This window comes from Hartmannibacter diazotrophicus (assembly GCF_900231165.1).
Classification (GTDB): Bacteria; Pseudomonadota; Alphaproteobacteria; order Rhizobiales; family Pleomorphomonadaceae; genus Hartmannibacter; species Hartmannibacter diazotrophicus.
This window is the reverse complement of record NZ_LT960614.1, coordinates 3,359,011-3,379,549: the sequence shown is the minus strand read 5'-3', so window position 1 is coordinate 3,379,549 and position 20,539 is coordinate 3,359,011. Positions and strand designations below refer to the sequence as shown.

Annotated in this window: 18 protein-coding genes; 10 read left to right on the top strand and 8 right to left on the bottom strand. The window is 62.1% G+C overall.

Annotated features, from left to right (window positions below):
* Positions 1-59 precede the first annotated feature (59 nt).
* Positions 60-1,388: a lysine N(6)-hydroxylase/L-ornithine N(5)-oxygenase family protein gene (locus tag HDIA_RS15745; protein ID WP_099557018.1), complete on the top strand. Its 1,329-nt coding sequence runs from the start codon at positions 60-62 to the stop codon at positions 1,386-1,388.
* Here HDIA_RS15745 and HDIA_RS15740 read toward each other — a convergent pair.
* The 6 genes from HDIA_RS15740 to HDIA_RS15715 form a co-directional block, all read right to left on the bottom strand.
* Positions 1,379-2,095, bottom strand: a complete 717-nt coding sequence (locus tag HDIA_RS15740) for a 4'-phosphopantetheinyl transferase family protein (protein WP_099557017.1) — start codon at positions 2,093-2,095, stop codon at positions 1,379-1,381. The two genes, HDIA_RS15745 and HDIA_RS15740, sit on opposite strands and share 10 nt — an antisense overlap.
* Before the next feature lie 77 nt (positions 2,096-2,172).
* Entirely contained in the window at positions 2,173-4,242 is a 2,070-nt protein-coding gene (locus HDIA_RS15735) for a TonB-dependent siderophore receptor (protein WP_157775686.1), read from the bottom strand.
* A gap of 690 nt (positions 4,243-4,932) precedes the next feature.
* The gene (locus HDIA_RS15730) at positions 4,933-6,186 is read right to left on the bottom strand and encodes a TRAP transporter large permease (RefSeq protein ID WP_099557015.1); all 1,254 of its coding nucleotides are present in this window, start codon (positions 6,184-6,186) and stop codon (positions 4,933-4,935) included.
* A gap of 2 nt (positions 6,187-6,188) precedes the next feature.
* A complete protein-coding gene (locus HDIA_RS15725) occupies positions 6,189-6,731 on the bottom strand; it encodes a TRAP transporter small permease (RefSeq protein WP_197708036.1) in 543 nt (180 codons plus the stop codon).
* Entirely contained in the window at positions 6,728-7,702 is a 975-nt protein-coding gene (locus tag HDIA_RS15720) for a TRAP transporter substrate-binding protein (protein WP_099557014.1), read from the bottom strand. Before HDIA_RS15720 ends, HDIA_RS15725 begins: the two co-directional genes overlap by 4 nt.
* A gap of 24 nt (positions 7,703-7,726) precedes the next feature.
* A complete protein-coding gene (locus HDIA_RS15715; protein ID WP_099557013.1) occupies positions 7,727-8,464 on the bottom strand; it encodes a GntR family transcriptional regulator in 738 nt (245 codons plus the stop codon).
* A 66-nt stretch (positions 8,465-8,530) separates the two neighbouring features.
* Here HDIA_RS15715 and HDIA_RS15710 point away from each other — a divergent pair, with 66 nt between their 5' ends.
* Complete coding sequence (locus tag HDIA_RS15710; protein ID WP_099557012.1) at positions 8,531-9,373, top strand: amidohydrolase family protein; 843 nt, start codon at positions 8,531-8,533, stop codon at positions 9,371-9,373.
* A 360-nt stretch (positions 9,374-9,733) separates the two neighbouring features.
* Here HDIA_RS15710 and HDIA_RS15705 read toward each other — a convergent pair whose 3' ends face one another.
* Positions 9,734-10,636, bottom strand: coding sequence for a GntR family transcriptional regulator (locus HDIA_RS15705; RefSeq protein WP_099557011.1), 903 nt, complete (start codon positions 10,634-10,636; stop codon positions 9,734-9,736).
* Between the two features lie 252 nt (positions 10,637-10,888).
* On the opposite strand from HDIA_RS15705, the gene HDIA_RS15700 reads away from it, so the two are divergent.
* The 6 genes from HDIA_RS15700 to HDIA_RS15675 all read left to right on the top strand — a co-directional run bounded on the left by HDIA_RS15700 (position 10,889) and on the right by HDIA_RS15675 (position 17,314).
* Entirely contained in the window at positions 10,889-11,911 is a 1,023-nt protein-coding gene (locus tag HDIA_RS15700; RefSeq protein ID WP_099557010.1) for an ABC transporter permease, read from the top strand.
* A 41-nt stretch (positions 11,912-11,952) separates the two neighbouring features.
* Positions 11,953-12,891, top strand: a complete 939-nt coding sequence (locus HDIA_RS15695) for an ABC transporter substrate-binding protein (RefSeq protein ID WP_099557009.1) — start codon at positions 11,953-11,955, stop codon at positions 12,889-12,891.
* Between the two features lie 70 nt (positions 12,892-12,961).
* Entirely contained in the window at positions 12,962-13,735 is a 774-nt protein-coding gene (locus tag HDIA_RS15690) for an ATP-binding cassette domain-containing protein (protein WP_425432901.1), read from the top strand.
* Positions 13,732-14,766: a zinc-binding alcohol dehydrogenase family protein gene (locus HDIA_RS15685; protein WP_099557007.1), complete on the top strand. Its 1,035-nt coding sequence runs from the start codon at positions 13,732-13,734 to the stop codon at positions 14,764-14,766. The genes HDIA_RS15690 and HDIA_RS15685 overlap by 4 nt, the downstream gene beginning before the upstream one ends.
* Positions 14,763-16,265 carry a UxaA family hydrolase gene (locus tag HDIA_RS15680; protein ID WP_099557006.1) on the top strand — a complete coding sequence of 501 codons (1,503 nt, stop codon included), beginning with the start codon at positions 14,763-14,765 and terminating at the stop codon, positions 16,263-16,265. Before HDIA_RS15685 ends, HDIA_RS15680 begins: the two co-directional genes overlap by 4 nt.
* Before the next feature lie 8 nt (positions 16,266-16,273).
* A complete protein-coding gene (locus HDIA_RS15675) occupies positions 16,274-17,314 on the top strand; it encodes a DUF4432 family protein (protein ID WP_099557005.1) in 1,041 nt (346 codons plus the stop codon).
* A 212-nt stretch (positions 17,315-17,526) separates the two neighbouring features.
* Here HDIA_RS15675 and HDIA_RS15670 read toward each other — a convergent pair whose 3' ends face one another.
* Entirely contained in the window at positions 17,527-18,363 is an 837-nt protein-coding gene (locus HDIA_RS15670; protein WP_099557004.1) for an amidohydrolase family protein, read from the bottom strand.
* 100 nt (positions 18,364-18,463) lie between these two features.
* Between HDIA_RS15670 and HDIA_RS15665 the strand changes: the two genes are divergently transcribed.
* Positions 18,464-19,573, top strand: coding sequence for a mannitol dehydrogenase family protein (locus tag HDIA_RS15665; protein WP_099557003.1), 1,110 nt, complete (start codon positions 18,464-18,466; stop codon positions 19,571-19,573).
* Positions 19,570-20,535 (top strand): aldo/keto reductase, encoded by a 966-nt coding sequence (locus HDIA_RS15660; protein ID WP_099557002.1) that lies wholly within the window; start codon positions 19,570-19,572, stop codon positions 20,533-20,535. The genes HDIA_RS15665 and HDIA_RS15660 overlap by 4 nt, the downstream gene beginning before the upstream one ends.
* Positions 20,536-20,539: the final 4 nt, after the last annotated feature.

The following is a 20,539-nucleotide window of genomic DNA, read 5'->3' as shown; positions in this document are numbered from 1 at the left end:
AGACCGTTCTGGGCGCTGCCCGCACCAACCGTACTCTGCACAAACTCATGAGGCCAAACATGTCCGATGCATTTTCCCGATCGACGGCGCCGCTCGATCTTGCCGGAATAGGGATCGGTCCGTTCAACCTGTCGCTCGCCGCGCTCCTGGACGGCATGGAGGGAATTGACGCGTGCTTTTTCGATGCCAAGCCCTGCTTCGACTGGCATCCGGCCATGATGCTGCCGGACGTCGAGCTGCAGTCTTCCTTCTTGAAAGATCTCGTCACGCCCGTATGCCCGACAAGCTCATGGTCCTTCATCGCCTACCTTGTCGCTCAGCGGCGGCTTTTCACTTTCCTCAACGCGCAGTATGAGGCGGTACCGCGCCAGGAGATGGCGAATTATTTTGCTTGGGCCGGCAAGGGCCTGCCAAATCTTCGTTTTCAGACGCCAATTCGGGAAATTGACCTCGAGGCTCGACATTTCCGCCTGACTTATGACTCCGGCAGCGTCCTTGCGCGCAACATTGTCGTGGGTACGGGATCGCGGCCCTTCGTACCGGCCTGGGCGACCAATCATTTAGGGCCGCGCTTCTTCCACTGCGCCGACATCGGCCATCGCCTTGATGATCTCGCCCGGGCGGAACGCATCGTCGTCATCGGCGGCGGCCAGAGCGGCGGCGAGGTCGTCGACCATCTCCTGTCATCCGAGCGGTTGCCACGCAGCATCCGCTGGCTGAGCCGGCGGCACAACTTCGAGCCGATCAACGAGACGCCCTTCTCCAATCAGGTCTTCTCGCCCGAATATGTCGACGCCTATCGTCGCCTTTCCGACGAGCGCAAGAAGACGGCGCTGGAGAATTCCATTCTAACCTCGGATGGCCTGTCGATTTCCACCATCAACGGTATCTACCGCAAGCTCTATCGTTTGAGGCACATCGACTGCGCGCCGATCGATGTCGCGATGATGCCGAGCCGGACGGTCGTGCAAGTCGAACGGCAGGGCGAGGAATACCGCCTCGTCGCACGCAACAGCTTCGACGGCGGCATTGAGGTTTTCTTTGCCGACGCTGTCGTGCTGGCAACCGGTTTCCGCTTCGTGGTGCCAGATGCGCTTCATCCTATCGCCCACCGGCTCTACCGCGATGCGGAGCGGCGTCTCATGCCGGGCGATGACTATGCTCTTGCCTGGGACGGGCCGCGGGAAAACCGCATCTTCGCGCAAAATGCCGGGCGCTTCAGCCACGGCATCGCCGACAGTCAGCTGAGCCTGATGGCATGGCGCTCGGCGACGATCATCAATGCGCTTGTCGGACGAGCCGTCTTCGATCTCACCCTGCCGGACCCGATCCTGGTGTGGCCGAGCGAGACGCCGCAGGAGCGTGCGGTGGGCCTTGCCTATTCTTGAACGGCGAGCACGTCGGAAAAATTCCGGGCAGCGACGGATGCGTTCGCTGCTCCGATAACGCAAAGACCAACGACATGGGCGCCTTGGTCGAAAAGCGCAAATGAGGCGGCTCCAACTGCGCTCGCGGAAGCCGGCATGAGGGCCGGGGAGGGGACGCCTTCGCCGGCAGAGCGAAAGGCGAATGCCTTCGGATCGTCACACCCAAGGCCAAGACCACGTGCCTTTATGAGACTTTCCTTCAGGACCCAGAGCCGGAGCAACCGCCTCTCGCGCTCGCAGGACATCAGACACGCCAGATCGGCCAACTCTTCCGATGCGACGAAAAACGGCGCGAGCTTCTCCATCGGACCCGGAGCCGTTCGTTCCACGTCAACGCCCAGCATGGATCGGCGCCTGCTGAGGGCTGCCACGATCATCCCCTGGGTATGGGACAGGTTGAAAGAAATGTCCCTCCAGCGCCTGTTGGCGACGTAGGGCTTTCCGGTTTCCTGCCGGCCGAAGCGCCAGTCCGCCGGCTTGAGATCGGCGTGGCGCGAGAGCAGCGTGCGGATCATCAGCCGCGTTGCCGCATGAATGCGCCTGTCCTCCTGCCGGTCGAGCATCTCGTAGCGGCGCTGCTCTTCCGCCGACATCAGGCCGAGCGCCCGCGAGAGAACGGATGGCGTCAGATTGGGCTCATGGTTCCAGTACCAAAGATCGACGTCCACCTGGTACGCGCCCTCCACGACACAACAACGCTCTGAAGCGAGAGGCCGCTTCAGAGCGTTGTTTTTTGTAGACTCGGTCAGAACTTGACTGTGAGCTTGCCGGTGAAGACGCGGCCCTCGCCAGCGATGCAGCCGGATCCGGAATAGCAGGTGGCGTCATACTCGTTGTCGAGAAGGTTGGTGACGTTGAGCGAGGCCTCGTATTTCCCATCGTAGCTGTAGCGCAACGCCGCATCGACGACGGCATAGTCTGACACCTTGATGGTGTTCGCGCTGTCACCATAGGACGAACCGACATAGCGCACGCCGGCACCGGCGCTGAGGCCCTCCAGCAGACCGGACTGGACCTTGTAGTTCAACCACAGCGCGGCGGAATGTTCCGGCACCATCGAGGGCCTGTTGCCCTGGTCGCCGTCATTGCTCTTGGTGATCTCCGCGTCGATATAGGTGTAGGATGTGGTGGCGGACAGACCCGCCATCAGGTCGAAATTCGCCTCGAGTTCAAGCCCGCGATGATTCACCTCGCCGGTCTGGACCTGATAGAAGATGTGGTCCGGATCGCTCGTCAGCACATTGGTCTTCGTGATGTCGAAAAGCGCTGCCGTGAAGAAGCCGTTGAAGCCGTCCGGCCGATATTTCACGCCGACTTCGTACTGATGCGCCTTCGATGGGTCAAAGAGCGCGCCGGAATAGGCCGCGCCGGTGTTGGTGGTGAACGATTCTGAATAGCCCACATAGGGCGTGATGCCGTTGTCGAAGTCGTAGCCAAGACCGATCATCTTCGTCAGCGCATTGTCATTCTGCGAGCTGTCCCCGGCGTAAAGATGGTCGTCATTTTCATTGCGCACCCACGACTGGCGCAAGCCCGCAGTCAGGTTCCAGTGATCAAGGATCTTCGCCTGGGTCTGAGCGTAGAGCCCGACCCGGTCAATCGTCTGCTTGCGATCCAGATAGATGGCCGGATCGCTGACGTCGAAATCGTAGTTCGGATCGAGGATGCTGATGGAATAGCCGGTGGCCCAGCCATTCTTGCCGTCGACGGTATAGCGGGAATAGTCCAGACCGGCGAGCAGTGTGTTCTGCACCGGTCCGAAGTCGTGCTTCCACTCCAGCTGATTGTCGACATTGAAGATCGTTGCCGTCTCGTCGACCGTGAATGCTGTATAGTTCATGGTTGTCGCGTCGGCCATGCCGTCAAAGTAGAGCTGCTTGTAGTCGGTCGACTCGGCCGCGAAGCGCAAGTTCTGCCGCACGGCCCAATTTTCATTGAAGGAATGCTCGAACTGATAGCCGATCGAGCCATGATCGGCGTCGAACTTGTTGAAGTCCGACTGGCTGTATTGGAAGCTTTTGGGCAACGCTCCATAGGACGCGTCAAAATCGAGGCCCGCCTTCGGCAGAAAGCTGTTCGGCGTCAGCTTGTCGGACTGGTAGTTGGCCAGGATGGTCAGGCTGGTGTTCTCGTCCGGCTTCCAGGTAAAAGCCGGCGCGATGAAGGCGCGATCGTTCTCCGAGCCGTCGATTTCCGTCTCGCCGTCGCGGTAAAGGCCCGTAAGACGGAAGGCCATTTCATTCGCGGCGTTGAGCGAACCGCCGACGTCAAAGCCGGCCTCATAGGTGTTGAACGAGCCGTAGCTTGCGAAGCCTTCGGCGAAGCGGTCGAAGGTCGGGCGTTTGGTGATCGCGTTCACCATGCCGCCGGCATCGTTTTCGCCATAGAGCACGCCAACCGGACCTTTCAGGACCTCCACGCGCTCCAGCCCATAAGGTTCGATCTTGAATCCGGAGAAATTGATGGACTTCTGGCTGAGGCCATCCCGGTAGATTCCGTAGGTGCCGATGTCGAAGCCACGGATCATGAATTGGTCGAAACGGTCATCGACACCCCAGTTGGAGGAAATGACGCCGGAGGAATAAGCGATGGCATCTTCCAGCTGCGCCGGCTGCCGGTCATCCATCTGCTGACGCGTCACGATGGAAACGGACTGGGGGATATCCTTGATATCGGTCGCCGTTTTGGAGCCGGTTGTCGTTTTTTTCGCCGTGTAGCCGGTGCCGGGCCCCGTCGCGCTCTCGCTCCCGCTCCCGCCGCTGAGGACGATCGTTTCGAGCGTAACGGAGTCTTGTGCGAGAGCGGTCGATGCCATCAGCGGCAACAGCGCGAGGCCGGAAACGAGCGCACGCCCAGGCCGCGGTTCCGCACCACGACGACGCCGAGGTGCGATGGAAAACTGCGAATAGAAGGAAGACAAGGCCAAGCCCCCAAAACGTCACTAGACAAAGACACGCGCTGCCATCAGAGCGAGCAACGCAAAAATATGACGTTTGGACTCAAGTTAATTTCACGGCCAGAAGTCGGAAACGCAACCAATGAGATTTCGTCGTTTTCGGCGGGGCAGGTGAAGGCGCTTGGCACTGACGTGGCCGCAGCGCTCACGAAGACGCTGTTCAAAGCGATTTCGCCCGGTGCCGTCGGCCGCGCCGCTGGAGAGGCAAGCTCTCGCCATGGGTCTCTGCGGCCATGCGTGTGAGACATGTCCAACACATGACGCAAAAGAAATTCGGCGAAGTCTCTGATTTAACTCATGAAAGTGAGTGGTAGCGGTGCGTGGAGACAAATCTCTCGAAACGCCAAATTCTATATTTCCGTCAATATGTTAGGCGTGTCTACGGTTGCCCCTTCAATCCTGGCAGGACTCGATGGCCGTGGCACTGGAAACTATTTCCCCAGCTGAGGCCGAAACATCGCTCAGTCGGGGATGTTGTGATCATCGGCACCGATGAGATTCCATTCGAAGTGTCGAATACAGTGACCTCAAGTCTTCGCCGATTGCATTTCAATGCAGCGTCACGGCGGGTACGAAACTCACGATCATGAGGGTGATGAACATCGCCAGGATGAACCATTTGCAGTAGCCCATGACCTGCTCGATCTTGAGCCCGGTTGAGGAGCAGACGGTGAGCAGGACCGAGGCGACCGGCGGGGTCTGTTGGCCGATCCCAAGGTTCAGGCAGACGATGATGCCGAAATGCACCGGATCGATGCCCATCTGCTGGCTGAGCGGCAGCAGCATCGGCACGACGACGATGATCGCCGCCGAGGCATGCAGGAACATGCCGAGGAAGAGCAGGAAGACATTGATGAGAAGCATCCGCAGGACGTAGTTGTCCGTGAGACCGCCAAGCCCCTCGGCGATCTTTTGCGGAATCTGTTCGTTGGCAAGATACTGTCCGAGCACCGCCGAGCCGGCGATGATCATCATCACCACCGCCGTTTGCCGCACGGTCGCTGCGCCGAGTTCGTAAACCTTTGCGGCGGTGAGGTCGTGCTTGAGGACGAGGCCGAAGACGAGCGCCGCGACGACGCCGACCGCCGAGGCCTCGGTGGGCGTGACAAAGCCGCCGATCAGACCGCCGACCACGAAGACGGGGATCAGCAGGGGAACCAATGCGCCGACGAAGGCCGTGCCGAGCCGGCCAAACTCAAAGCGCTCGTCCACGGGATGGCCCTCGCGCAGCGCGAAGATGTAGCTGGTGATCATGAAGGCGATGCCGAGAAGGATGCCCGGCACGATCCCGGCAACGAAAAGGTCCTTGATCGAGGTGTTCGTGGTGACGCCGTAAAGCAGCATCGGGATCGAGGGCGGGATAATGATCCCGAGCGTCGCGCTGGTGGCTGTCACGGCCGCGGCGAAGGTCTTCGGATAGCCCTGCTTTTCCATCGAGGGCACGAAGATCTTGCTCATCACGGCGGCATCGGCGACGGCCGATCCCGACATTTCCGCCATGAACATCGACGTCACGACGTTGACGTGGGCAAGGCCGCCGCGCATCCAGCCGACGAGCGCGCGCGCCAACTCGATGATGCGGTCCGAGATCGAGGTCGCGCCCATCAACTCGCCCATGAAGATGAAGAGCGGGATTGCGAGGAGGACGACCTTGTCAACGCCGGAGAACATCTGGATCGGCGCCATGATGACGTCGACGCCGGAGATCGCCATCGCAAGGGTTGCTGAAATCATCAGCGCGAAACCGATCGGCATGCCGATGAAGATGAGACCGAGCAGCAGGAGGATGACGACCCAGGCCACGGTCAGCGCCTTTCTTCAGGTTGGGCGGCACGAAAGAAGCGGGCAGCCACGGCGATCAGCATCAGAACCGCCGATATCGGCATGATCAGCATGAACCAGCCGCGAGCGATGGCCGCCGTGGCGATTTCCGTCTGGCCGGCGACCATGATCATCCGGACCGATTCCCAGAAGAGCATGACGAAGAAGCCGGACATGAGAAGCGCGATGGCCCCTTCCGCGATCTGGCGGGCGCGGGGCGCAAGCTTGTCGAGGAAAAGGTCAAAGGCGATATGCCCGTTGCCGCGCAATGCGAGATAGGCGCCCAGGAAAGCGATCCAGACGAGGAGCAGACCCGGGACCTCATCCGCCGTTGACGTCACGGTCGAGACCGCCTCGCGGATGGCGAAATACGCGGGCCGGAAGGACTCGTCATTCTTCGCCAGAGCGCGCAGCCAGGTGAGCACGATATAGCGGTTGAGGACGTTCGCGCAGATCAGCAGGAAGGACGCGGCGAAGATCGTCACCGCCGCGGCCTCTACGATCCTGTCGAGACGGCGAAGCATCATTCGGCCGTGTCGCGGACGTATTTCAGGAAGTCTTCGCCGTATTTGGCGACGTAGTCGTCGTAGGAACCGGCCGTTGCTTCCTGGAACGGCTTCAGCTTGACGGGGTTGACCTTGAGCGAGGCCTTCATCTCGTCGAGATATTTTTCCTCCAGCGCGGCAGCGTCCGTGTAGGCCTGAGCCGTGATCGACCGTCCGACCTCGTCGAAGACTGTCTGCTGTTCCGGCGTCAGGCTGTCGTAGAAGGCCTTGGAAGCGATCAGGAAGGACGGCGTATAGACGTGGCTGGTGAGTGAAAGATAGCCGGCGACCTCATACTGCTTCTGCTCGTAGAAGCCATAGGTGGCGGCCTCCGCGCCGTCGACGACGCCGCTTTGAAGCGCGGTGAAGGTCTCGCCCCACGGAACGCTGACCGGGGTTGCGCCGAGATCCTGGAAGACCGCCTGACGGAACTTGCCGCCGGCGATGCGGATTTTCAGGCCATCGAGATCGAAGGGTTCGTTGATCGCGCGCTGGGTGTTGATGACATGGCGGAAGCCGTTCTCGTAGACACCGATCACCTTGACGTTGCCAGACTCCTCGATGGTCTTGCGGACCGCGTCCTCAAGGCCCGCGGCCATCGCACGCTCAACATGGGCGCGATCGTCGAAGAGCCACGGCAGATCGAAGACGCCGAGCTTGCCGTCGATCTTCAGGACGCCGGAGGCGACGTTGACCATCTCGATGGACCCGGCCTGGACGTTGGCGATGAGGTCGTTTTCCTCACCGAGCTGGCCGCCGGGAAAGAGCTTGAAGTCGAATTCGCCGGGAAGACGCTTCTCGATTTCGGCGGCGAAGAGCTGCGACTGGGCGTGCAGCGGCGAGAAGGTCGAAACGTGGCTGGCGATGCGCACCTCGCGCGGGGCCGCCATGGCAAGAGCCGACGATGCCGCGAGGGCAGCGGCCGCCAGTACGGACGTTTTGATCAGGTTCATGATTTCCTCCCATTCCTGAATTTTTTAACGGATTTCAATCTGGTAGCAGAACTGGTCCGCCCGCCCGCGCGACCGGCGCCATTCGAGCGGCGTGCCGTCATAGCCGCGCGCCAGACGATCGATCACGATGACGGGGGTGCCAGGTTCGATGCGAAGCAGGCGGGCCGTGGCCTCCGAGGCGCGCTCCGCCGTCAACTGTTCCTCTGCGCGGGCGACGAGTTGCTGGCACTCCGCGTCGTAGACCGGATAGAGCAGGTCGCCGACCTTGCCGATCTCGAGCGACAGGAAATCAGCGAAGCGGGGCAGGGGAAGCCAGATTTCCTCGGCCAGGACCGGCTCGCCGTCGCAAAGACGGATACGGCTCATCGAGATCCCTTCGCTGCCCTCGGGGACGGCAAGGGCTTTGGCGATGAAGCCGGGAACCGTCTCGGTCGTGCGGCGCAAGATACGCCCTTCGGGTACAGTGACCGCGCCGGCTGTGCCGCGAAAGCGGAAGAAACGAAACAGCGAGGAATCGAATTTCGGGCGCCGGACAAAGGTACCCCGGCCGTGAAAGCGCTCGAAAAGCCCTTCGGCAACCAGAATCTCGAGCCCCTTGCGTACCGTGCCGAGGGCCAGGCCGTAGCGCTCGCAAAGCTCGCTCTCGGAGGGAACCCTGTCTCCGGGCCGAAGACGGCCTTCCACGACTTCTGCACGCAAGACGTCCGCAAGGCGCTGGTAAATGGGAAGCCGAGCATCCCCGGAGAGCAAAGTCTGAGACATCGGTTTTCAAATCCAATCGTTTCAGTTAAAGTCCTATATAGGAGTAGACGAGTCAAGGAGAATTCGATGCATCTCAGCGGCGCCAATGCGCTGATGGGAATCGCGGACGGCGATTTCGACGGTCATGCCCACGTCTTCGCGGCTGGTCTGCCTCTCGCCGCCAAACGGCGCTACGCACCGGATTATGAAGCGCTGCCAATGACCTATGCGGCGCTGCTCGGCGCCCATGGGCTTGCCGGCGGTCTTTTGGTGCAGCCGAGTTTTCTCGGCACCGACAACAGCTATCTCCTGTCCGTTCTCGATGCTGCCCGCAGCGGGGCGTTGGGAGCGGGGCTGCTTTTTCGCGGCGTTGTCGTGCTCGATCCCGATGATCGTGGCATCACGTCGGACGGTCTCGACCAACTGTCGCGACAGGGGATTGTCGGCATGCGCATCAATGCGGTTGGCTGGCCCGATTCCATGCTTCAGGATATGGCTCGCTGGACGCGGCTTCTAAAACTTGCCGATGCTGCGGGATGGCATGTGGAGTTGCAATGCGAGGGAGATCGACTTGCCCCTGTGCTTGCCCATTTGCTGGCCCATTGCCAGCATGTCGTCGTCGACCACTTCGGCTTGCCGCGAGCGGACGATCTGTTGGGTTGCCCGGGCCAGAGTGCGCTGCTCTCGGCGCCGGAGGGGCGCGTTTTCGTGAAAGTCTCAGCGCCTTATCGCGTTCTTCCCGATCTTTGCCCGTCTGAGGCCGTGGACAGGCTGATGCCGGTTTTCCGCCGACTTCATGAGGGTCTCGGATCGACGCAGCTGTTGTGGGGAAGCGATTGGCCCTGGACCCGGTTCGAGGGGCGCCAGAACTTTAGCGATTGCGTGAGTTGGCGAGATCGCTGGCTCGCGGGTCTTTATCGGGGGAGTTAAAGCCGTCCGGCCGACGGACTGCTGATTTCCGATGAGAGTTGACCCAAGAGAGGTACAAATTCCGACTGAGAAGTGACCCGTGTTTTGGCCCATCCCCTGACTGACTTGTCGGGGGATCGAGGAATGATCGCCATGGCACTACTCAGTGTAGTCTGGACTTGCCCGGATTTTGTGGAGAGCGTTTAGCTCACTTCTTTGGGCTTGATTTCCCGCCGCGTCCGACCACTGGTCAGCGCCTGTAGGACTGCTTCGCGCCGAAACTCCGGCGTCGGTCTGTTTCCCTTTCCCATAGAACACTTCCCGGTCCCTCAGTTGGTGCTCTCCACATTTTCCGAGAAAGCCAACATCTCTCGTCCCGGCTTAAACAAGCGCGTGGTTGCGCATAGACGATAGAAGGGTCTGCTTCGACGTCTTGAGATGGTCACGCGCCGCTTCTATGGCTTCGGCCTCGTTGCGCGCTTTCAACGCCCCAATGATCCTGAGATGCTCGCCGATCGCGGCAAGATTCCGGTCGCGCTCGTCCTTTTTGTCCCACTGATAATGATAGTGGAAAATCAATGTGATCACCTTCTGGAATTCAGCGACGAAGCGGTTCTTTACGACGCTGCCGATGGCGGTGTGAAACTGCTCGTCGAGCAACGAGAAGTCGTGATAGCGCGTGTCGATTTCCTCGGCGAGCTTGCGATGTGCCTTCTCCAGTTCGTCGAGACGGTGCCAGATTCCATGTTTGGCCGGCAGAGTGACGAGATGCGAAACGGCGTTCAACTCCAGCATGGTGCGAAAATCGGAGAGTTCCACCGCGAATTCACGCGTGAAGCCGACCAGTTCCCAGCCACCTTTCGGTCGCCGTCTGACAAGGCCGAACCGGCTGAGCGAGGCTAGGAACTCCTGCAAGGCATAAGCAGGCACGCCAAATTTTCGTGCCAGTTCCGTGACATTCAGCGTCGTCTCGGGAGGCACATCGAACCGCAGGACCCAATCGAGAAACTGCCGTTCAAGCTCCTCAGCCGAAAGCGGATCCGCCTGGACGGCCAGCCGATCGCTTTTGCGGGGCGCCCGCAAAAGTGTCTTCGCACGGCTCTCCCAGCGAATGATGCCCTCATCCTGCAGGCGCTCGAGCACCGAGCGGACAATGGTTCTGCTGACTTCAAGATGGGCCGCGATGGCATGCTCCGCCGGCAACTGGTCGCCAATCGCGAGGTTGGCGCAATGATCGAGAAGGGTATTGAAGGCCTCCCGAAAGCGTTCGTCCGTCCTGGCCATATCGCCCCTCCCGCCGAAGATCGGTGTCCCTCTTTGGGTCACGGTTCTTCGAGTTCACACAGTTGCTGTTCAACCCGGGCTAACGATTTGAATCCAAATTATTTCCGTTAGCCGCGGGCCTCTGCCCGCCCGCACATCGAATGCTGTAGCAAAATCCTCGAATTGTCGACAATGATAAAAAACAATTGACAGATGCCTGACTGTGGATGAATTTGGCATTTAATTATATTGCACCGAAATGGGAGGAGCCATATGTCGGTCGCAACCCAAGAAGCCCGGCCGACTGGCGGGATTCGCAGGATCAACGCGCAGACATTCCACCAGCTTTCGGCGCTTGCAACGCTGGCGCTTCTCGTTGGCGTCTTCGCGTTCGGAAATGCGGCGTTCCTGTCGGTCAACAACGGTCTGACGGTGTTGCTGCAGACCTCCGTCATCGGGCTCCTGGGCATCGGCATGACGATGGTCATCATCACCGGTGGCATCGACCTCAGCGTCGGGTCGGTGCTGGCTCTGGCGGGCACTTGCACGGGGCTCATGGTCAAGGCCGGCGTGCCCGTTGCGCCCGCGATGGCCGCGGGCATTGTGGTCGGGGCGTTCTGCGGCCTTTTGAACGGTCTGGTCATCACCAAGATGAAGATCACACCGTTCGTCGCCACGCTGGGCATGATGATGATTGCCCGCGGCACCGCGCTTCAGTTGACCGGCGCGGCACCGATCTCACAGCTTGGCGAAACCTTCGGAATCCTCGGCAACGGCGCTCTTTTCCGCTCGGTTGAGAAGCTGCCGAACGGCCTGTCTAAGGTGATTTTCCCCGGCATTCCCTATCCCGCGATCCTGCTTCTGTTCGTTGCCATCGGCGCGGCTTATCTGCTGCGCCGGCGCGGCCTTGGCCGCCACATCTACGCCACGGGCTCCAATGAGGAGGCGGCGCGGCTCTCGGGCGTCAACGTCGATCGCACGAAGATCGCGGCCTACGTCCTTTCCGGCGCGCTCGCCGGTCTTGCCGGCAACGTCCTGATGTCGCGCCTCGTCACGGCCCAGCCGAACGAAGGGGTGATGTACGAACTCGACGCCATCGCCTCGGCCGTCATCGGCGGCGCCTCGCTGATGGGCGGCGTCGGCGGCATCTCCGGCACCATGATCGGCGCCTTCATCATCGGTGTGCTGCGCAACGGCCTCAACATGGCCGGCGTGTCGGCCTTCATCCAGCAGATCATCATCGGCTTCGTGGTCATTCTGGCCGTCTTCATCGACCAGCTGCGCAGCCGCAGGTGAACCAAGGCAACAAGGCAATTCCGTTGCAAAGGGAGGAACTCATGAAAAACAATCTGAAAACAATCCTTGCCGCCGGCATCATCGCCGCCCTGCCGGCTTCGGCCATGGCGGGCGAGATCGCGGTCATCGTCAAGACGACCAACTCGAACTTCTGGCAAAACGTCAACAAGGGCGCGAGCGCGTCAATCAAGGACACGGGCAACACGATGACCTTCGATGGTCCGGCCGCAGAATCCGACATTGCCGCCGAGGTGAACATGGTCGACAACGCGGTCAACCGCAGCGTCGCCGGCATCGTCCTCGCCCCGTCCGACCCGGATGCGCTGGTGCCTGCCGTCAAGCGCGCCAACGAGGCCGGCATTCCGGTCGCCATCATCGATTCCGGCCTTTCCGACGCCGGCAAGGGCACCTACCAGACCTTCCTTTCGACCGACAACTGCGCGGCCGGCAAGCTTGCCGCCGACGAAATGATGAAACTGACCGGCGGCGAGGGCAAGGTTGCCGTCATGTCCTACGTTGCGGGCGTCGGGTCGGAAATCGGCCGCGTCGGCTGCTTCATCGACAAGCTCAAGGCCGAGTCCAAGATCGAGATCGTCGGCCCCTATTATTCGAAGTCGCAGATGGCCACGGCGCTCGACCAGACCACCGACGTGCTTTCCGCCAACCCGGATCTCAAAGGCATCTTCGGCGCCAACGAGCCGACGGCTGTCGGCATGGGCCGCGCGCTGAAGCAGGCGGGCAAGGCCGGCCAGGTGGCGGCCATCGGCTTTGACGGCAACAAGGATCTGCAGGATTTCGTCAAGGACGGGACGCTGAGCGCGATCCTCGTCCAGGGCTCGTTCCAGATGGGCGAGAAGGGCGTTCAGGCCGTCACCGACCTGATCGCGGGCAAGAGCGTCGAGCCGCATATCGACACCGGCGTCATCCTTGTCACCAAGGACAACATCGACGCCGACGAGGCCAAGAACGTTCTCTACTGACCGACGGGCGGGACGACGGCGCGTCCGCCGTCCCGCTTTCGCGGCAAATGCGACCATGCAGGACAGGGCCATGACCACTCCGCTCGTAGAGATGATCAATATCGAAAAGCACTTTGGCGGCGTGCATGCGGTCAACGGGGTGTCGCTTGACCTTTATCCCGGCGAGGTGGTCGGCGTACTCGGCCACAATGGTGCGGGGAAGTCCTGCCTGATGCGCATCCTGTCGGGTGCCATGCGACCAACGGGCGGCCGGATCCGCGTCGGCGGCACGGACAGGCAGATCGAAACGCCGCATGACGCGCGCGGTCTCGGCATCGAGACAATCTACCAGACGCTCGCGCTGGCCGATCACCTCGATGCGCCTGCGAACCTTTTTCTCGGCCGCGAGTTGAAGACGCGTTGGGGCAACCTCGACGACAAGCGGATGCTGTCGGAAGCGCAGAGCGTGCTTGCCCGGCTGAATCCGAATTTCCGCAATCTCGGCGATCCCGTCTCGCGCCTGTCCGGCGGGCAGCGGCAGGTGATCGCGATCGCGCGAGCTATCTACTTCAACGTCAAGATCCTGATCATGGACGAGCCCACAGCCGCGCTCGGCCCTTCCGAGACGGCCCTGGTCGGCGAACTGATCCGCCAACTCCAGCAGGAAGGCATCGGCATCTTCCTCATCAGCCACGACATGCACGACGTCTTCGATCTGTGCGACCGGCTCGTGGTGATGAACCGGGGGCACAATGTGGGCGCCTACCGGATCGAGGAGGTGACCAAGGACGACGTACTGAGCCTCATCATCAAGGGCGAGTTGCCCGAGGGCTGGACACCACGTAACGCGGGAATTTTGCAATGAACCTGGTCGACAGGATGAAACCGGAGACCGGAACGATGCTGTGCGGCACCTGTGTCGAGCCGGGCCGCTTCGAGTTGCGCGAGGCCGCCCTGCCGGGAGATGCGCCGGACGGGTGGGCGCTGGTCGACATCTGCGCCGTCGGCATCTGCGGCACCGACTATCACATCTTCGAGGGCAAGCATCCCTATCTGGCCTATCCCCGTGTCATCGGGCATGAACTGAGCGGCCGGCTGGTTGCGGACACCGGCTCGTTTTCCGCCGGAGACCTCGTCGTCATCAATCCGTATCTGTCCTGCGGCACCTGTCGCGCCTGCCGGCGCGGCAAACCCAATTGCTGCAGCAACATCGCGGTGCTGGGCGTTCATCGCGACGGTGGCATGTGCGGGCGCCTCGCCGTTCCAATCGGCAACCTCTATCGCGCCGAGGGCCTCACGGAGATTCAGGCCGCGATGGTGGAATTCCTCGCCATCGGCGCCCATGCCGTGGCTCGCTCGGGCATTGCCGCGGGCGACCGGGTGCTGGTCACGGGTGCAGGACCCATCGGCGTCGGCACGGCCCTTTTTGCCCGCCTTGAGGGGGCGGAGGTGCACCTGCTGGATCTGAGCCGCGAGCGCCTTGCCCTTGCCGGAGCCAAATTCGGCTTCGAGAGGCTGCACAACGATCCTGCCACGATCCTCCAGGGCGACCTTGCCGACGGCTTCGACATGGTTTTCGACGCAACCGGCTCCGCTCGCGCCATCGAAGCAGGATTTCCCTTGCTCGCGCACGGATCGACCTATGTGCTGGTGAGCGTGGTCAAGGATGATATCCGCTTCAACGACGCTGAATTTCACAAGCGGGAAACCCAGATCGTCGGCAGCCGGAACGCACTGAAATCGGATTTCGAGCGGGTGATGAGCGCGATCCGCGACGGACAGATCGACACCGATGCACTCTTGTCGGCCGAACTGTCCCTGAGCGAACTGCCCGACCGTTTCGCGGCGCTGGCGAGGGATCGCGACGGGCTGATCAAGGCAGTCGTTCGTCCATGACACCTGAAATCACAAAAGTCCTGCGGCTCCATCCGGACGACAATGTCGGCATTGCCCTCAAGGATCTGGACGCCGGCGAGGCCGGTGCAGCCGAGCCCGTGCCGCAGGGGCACAAGATCGCGCTCATGCCGATCGAGGCCGGCACCTTCGTGCGCAAATACGGCCAGATCATCGGCGCGGCGACGCAGGACATTCGCGCCGGGGCGCATGTGCACACCCAGAATCTGGGCGTCGGCACGGAACGCGGCGGCAACGCCGGGTCGTCCGACGTCGTGCCCATCGCGCCGGCAAGAAACCGCGACAGCTTTCTCGGCTATCCCCGTCCGGACAGGCGCGCCGGAACGCGCAATTTCGTCGGCATCCTGACGACGGTGAATTGCTCCGGGTCGGTTGCACATTTCATTGCAGAGGAAGCCGAGCGTTCGGGCCTGTTGGCGGACCTTCCCAACATCGACGGCGTCGTCCCGATCGCCCATGGATCAGGTTGCGGCATGGCGGGCCAGGGCGAGGGCTACGAGACACTGATGCGCACTCTGGCCGGCTACGCCCAGCACCCGAACTTCGGCGCGATCCTGCTCGTCGGCCTTGGATGCGAGGTGATGCAGCTTCCCGTGCTGGCCGCACGCAAGGAAATGCGCGATCCCAAGCGGTTTCGCTTCCTGACGATCCAGCAGTCTGGCGGCACGCGCAAGACCATCGAGACTGCACTGCCGGTGCTCCGCGAACTCGCCGAGGAGGCCAACAGGACGCAGCGGGAACCCGTCTCGGCCGAGCATCTGGTCATCGGCCTGCAATGCGGCGGTTCGGACGGTCTTTCGGGCATCACGGCCAACCCCGCGCTCGGCGTGGCGTCTGACCTGGTCGTTGCCCAAGGCGGCACGACGATCCTCTCCGAAACGTCGGAAATCTATGGCGCCGAACATCTGCTGACCCGCCGCGCCACGCCGCAGGTCGCCGCCGCGCTGATGGAGCGCATCGGCTGGTGGGAGGCCTATTGCGCCCGTCACGGCGGACACATGGACAACAATCCCTCGCCCGGCAATAAGCGAGGGGGACTGACAACGATCCTGGAAAAATCGCTCGGCGCGGTCGCCAAGGGCGGCTCGGCGCCTCTGACCGCAGTCTATAAATATGCCGAACCGATCCGCTCCAGGGGCTTCGTCTTCATGGACAGCCCGGGCTACGATCCCTGTTCGGTGACCGGTCAGGTGGCCTCCGGCGCGAACCTCATCGTCTTCACCACGGGACGCGGATCAGTCTCCGGCTACCGTCCGGTTCCCTGCATCAAGATCGCCACCAACAACGATCTTTGGGCGCGGATGTCCGAAGACATGGACATCAACTGCGGCGATATCATCGACGGCGTGCCGGTCGCCGAAAAGGGCGAGGACATCTACCGCATGATGCTCGACGTCGCCTCGGGACAGCCGACCAAGAGTGAGGCGCAGGGCTTCGGCAGGGTTGAATTCGTGCCCTGGCAGCTCGGCGCCGTGATGTAGGCCGGGCCATGGGCGTCACGACGCTTCGGCTGCACGACGGCATGTTCCAGGCCAACCGGCGCTTGCTTGTCCGCAACGGCGAGCTTTCGGCCACCGCCTTTCGCTACGCCTCCGGGGTGGCGGGGCTTGAAATCGACAACGGGGTGGGCCGAATTGTCCTGCTGCCCTTTCAGGGCCAGCAGATCTGGGACGCTGAGTTCCTGAATCGCCGTCTGACCATGGAGACCTGGTTCGACCAGCCCCTGCCGACGCGGGACTATCTTGCGACCTACGGCGCGTTCTTCCTCCATTGCGGTGGTACGGCGATGGGCAATCCCGGCCCGGAAGATGACCATCCGCTGCATGGCGAACTCCCGAACATGCCGTATGAGATCGCCGAGTTGCATTTCGGCTCCGACGAGATGGGCGACTGGGTGGAGCTCACGGGCATCGGCCGCGAACGGCGTGCCTTCAGCCATCATTTCGAAATGCGCCCGCGCCTGCGGCTTCGTGCCGGCGCCACGGAGATCGAGGTCAGCTTCGACGTCGAGAACAAGGCGGGTTCCGTTCTGCCATTCTTCTATCTCGGCCACATCAATTTTCGACCGGTTGGCGGCGCGCGCATCGTCGACAGCCTTACGGACGACCGGTGCCAGATCGTCCTGCGCAAGCCAGATTTGCTGGATGACACGCCGGCCGAAATCCGTGCCTGGCACGAGGCGCTTGCCGCCGATCCCTCGCTTCATCGCAGGATAGGCCACGCCGAACGGGTCGAGCCGGAAATGGTGATGACCCTGCGCCCGCCTGCGGGCGCCGACGGCTGGGCCGAGGCCCAGCAGCAGCATCCGGACGGCTCTGCCGACTTCGTTCGCCACCGGCCGGATGAACTACCCTTTTCGATCCGATGGATCACGCGCAGCAGCGACCGGCAGGCCATCGGCTTTTCGCTGCCGGCCAGCGCCCCGCCTGATGGTCGCAATGCCGGGCTCACCAACGGCCAGGCGATCATGATCGCGCCGAGAGCGACATTCGGCGCGCGCATGCGCTTCGGTTGCAAGGGCGCCCAGTAGAAGCGGATGCCGGAGTCTTGGTCGAATAGTTATACAAAACAATACGATAGAGAATTTCAGCGTCTCGGTGAATGACGGAAATGCTCTGGCAACACACTGCGTCGAGGAGAGTAGGCGTGACCGAAGCCATCATGCCTCATGGTCACCGGCAGGGGGCGGAGAGGAGGGCGCTTCCATACCCCTCCGCGTGGCGCAAGTCGCTGCGACGAAACTCACGCCTGTTCGAGGCCGTAGAACGCGCGTGCCGTACCCTCGAAAACGCGCTCGCGGTCCATCTCATTCAAGTCGGCAGTCAGGATCCGCGCGGTTTCGACCCATGTCTGGTAATCGCTGGCAAGATCCACGACCGGCCAGTCCGACCCCCACATGGTTCGCGCTGGGCCGAATGCATCGAGCACATGTCTTGCGAAAGGACCGATATCCCCTGGCTGCCACTGCGGACCGATTTCGGTCACCATGCCGGACAGCTTGCACCAGACATTGGCACGGCCGGCCAAGGCCAGCATGCCCTGAAGCCAGGCCGGATCGGGCGCCCGGCCGCCACCCATGTGCGGCTTGGCGACATGATCGACGACGATGTTCAGCTCCGGGTGCGCGCGCGCGACCTCAAGGAGCGGCTTCAGATGGCGCGGCTGGATCAGCGCGTCGAAGCGAAGGCCCTTCTTCGCCATGTGAGCGAGAGCGGGCTGGATTTCGGGCCGCAGGATCCAGTTCGTGTCCTCGATGTTCTGCAACATCGGCCGGAGGCCCTTGAGCCAACGGCTTTCACGCAGCCGATCGATGGTTTCGATCGCCGTTGGGGCGGAGAGATCCACCCAGCCAACGACGCCGGCCACGAACGCATTGGCGTCCGCCAGTTCAAGAAGAAATTCGGTTTCGGCCACGGTGTCGGTGGCCTGCACCAGCACCGTCTGCTCGACGCCGGCATGCGCCAGAAGCGGGCGCAGATCGTCTGGCGAAAAGTCGCGGAAGATCGGTGCGACAGTCTCGTTCGGCCACGGATAATCCCCGCGCGAAAGCGTCCAGAAATGCTGATGCGCGTCGATCATCCGGTCCTCCGCTCTTCGCCCCGAGAGGGCCTCAATCCGCCGCTTGACAGATTGTATTTTATGATTAAGAACATTTAGCGAGTTGGAGCCGGCCGTGTCAATGACCCCTATCCTGCAATTTGGAACGAGCCGCTTTCTGCAGGCTCACGCCGATCTGTTTGTCTCGGAAGCGATGGCGGAGGGCAGGGCGCTGGGGCCGATCACGGTGGTGCAGTCGAGCGGCGACCCCGCCCGGCGCCTGCGGCTCGAGGCGTTGGCGGCGCCCGGCGGCTATCCGGTCATCATCAAGGGCCTTGAGAACGGAGAGGCGGTGCAACGCGAGGTCCGGGTGACCAGCATCGTCCGTGCTCTGACCACCGAGAGCGACTGGCCGGAGATTGTGCGAATTGCCGTTGAGGAAGCCGAGATCATCCTCTCCAACACGAGCGATTCAGGGTGGAGCCCGCAGCCGGCCGATCATCTGCCCGACTTTGCGCAAGGCATGTCTTATCCGGCCAAGCTGACGCAACTTCTGCTCGCCCGCTTCAAGGCCGGATGTCGGCCACTCACCGTCATGCCGGCCGAACTGATCGCAAGCAACGGCGACCGGCTCCGCGACCGCGTTCTGGAGTTGGCCGGGCCCTTGTCAGCGGATTTCTCTGCATGGGTGAGCGATGAGGTCGTCTTCGCCAATTCGCTGGTCGACCGCATCGTATCGGAAGCGCTGGAGCCGGCAGGCGCTGTGGCTGAACCCTATGCTCTCTGGGCCATCGAGGAAGCCGCAGGTCTGGTCCTGCCCTGTTCCCATGCGGCCATAAAGGTGGTGCCCGATCTGGAACGTATCGAGAAGCTGAAGCTGCACATCCTCAACCTCGGCCATACCTACCTCGTCGCCGGCTGGCTGAGGCGCGGAGGCGACAAAGGACGGCTGGTGCGCGGGGAGATGGCCGATGCCGCCATCCGGACCGATCTGGAAGACCTCTATGAAACGGAGGTGCTTCCCACATTCCTCGCCGCCGGCTACGGCGCAGACGCCCGCGACTACGTTGAGGTCACGCTCAGCCGCTTTGCCAATCCGTTCCTGGTTCACCGGCTTTCGGACATCGCCCAAAATCACGCCGAGAAGATCCGCCGTCGAATAGGCGCGTTTCGCGAGTGGAGCAAAGGGCTCGGGGTTGATGAGGACAGTCAGCCGCGTCTGAAAAGAATCTGCGATGAGGAGGCTTCGTGAAAACCAATCCCATTGGCCGCACGGCGGTCCAGGTGACAGAGATCTCGTTCGGATGTGCCGGCATCGGCAACCTCTTCCGCAAGGTCGATGACGAGACCGCCGAGGCCGTCCTCGCTTGCGCCTGGGATCGCGGCATCCGCTATTTCGACACGGCACCGCATTATGGCCGCGGCCTTTCGGAACAGCGGCTCGGCCGGTTTCTCAAGGGGCGCGAGCGCGGCGACTACGTCCTTTCCAGCAAGGTCGGCCGTCTGCTTTCGCCCGGGCCGGCGCTCGCTGAGGCCGACGGCTTCATCGAGCCGCTGGCGAACGCCGTGCGCTATGACTATTCGGGCGACGGCATCGAAGCCTCGTTCGAGCAGAGCTGCGAGCGGCTCGGCACGTCGCGCATCGAGATCGTCTATGTCCACGACATCGGCACCTATACGCACGGCGAGGACAATGCCCGCCACATGGCCGACCTCATGGGCAGCGGCTTCGACCGGCTTCGCAAGCTGAAGGACGCCGGGCGCATCGGCGCCTTCGGCCTCGGCGTGAACGAAAACGAGGTCTGCCTCGACATCATGGCCGAGACGGATATCGACATCATTTTGCTCGCCGGGCGGCTCACCCTGCTCGACCGGTCGGCAGAGGATCGTCTGGTGCCGCTCTGCCGAAAGAAGAATGTGAGCCTCGTGCTCGGCGGCATTTTCAACTCCGGCATTCTCGCGACCGGTCCGGTGCCCGGCGCGCATTATGACTATGGTCCGGCTCCTGAAGACGTTCTTGAAAAGGTCGGCGCTCTGCAACGCCGCGCGGAAGCCGCCGGCGTGCCGCTCGCCACCGCGGCGCTCCGTTTCGCCCTGGCCCATCCGCTGGCTGCCTCGACCCTGATCGGCACGGCGAAAGTCTCTTCGCTCATCCGCAATCTCGAGGCCGTATCGGCGCCTTGGGCGGCCGGTGCTGATGTTGCTTGGCTCTAGATCA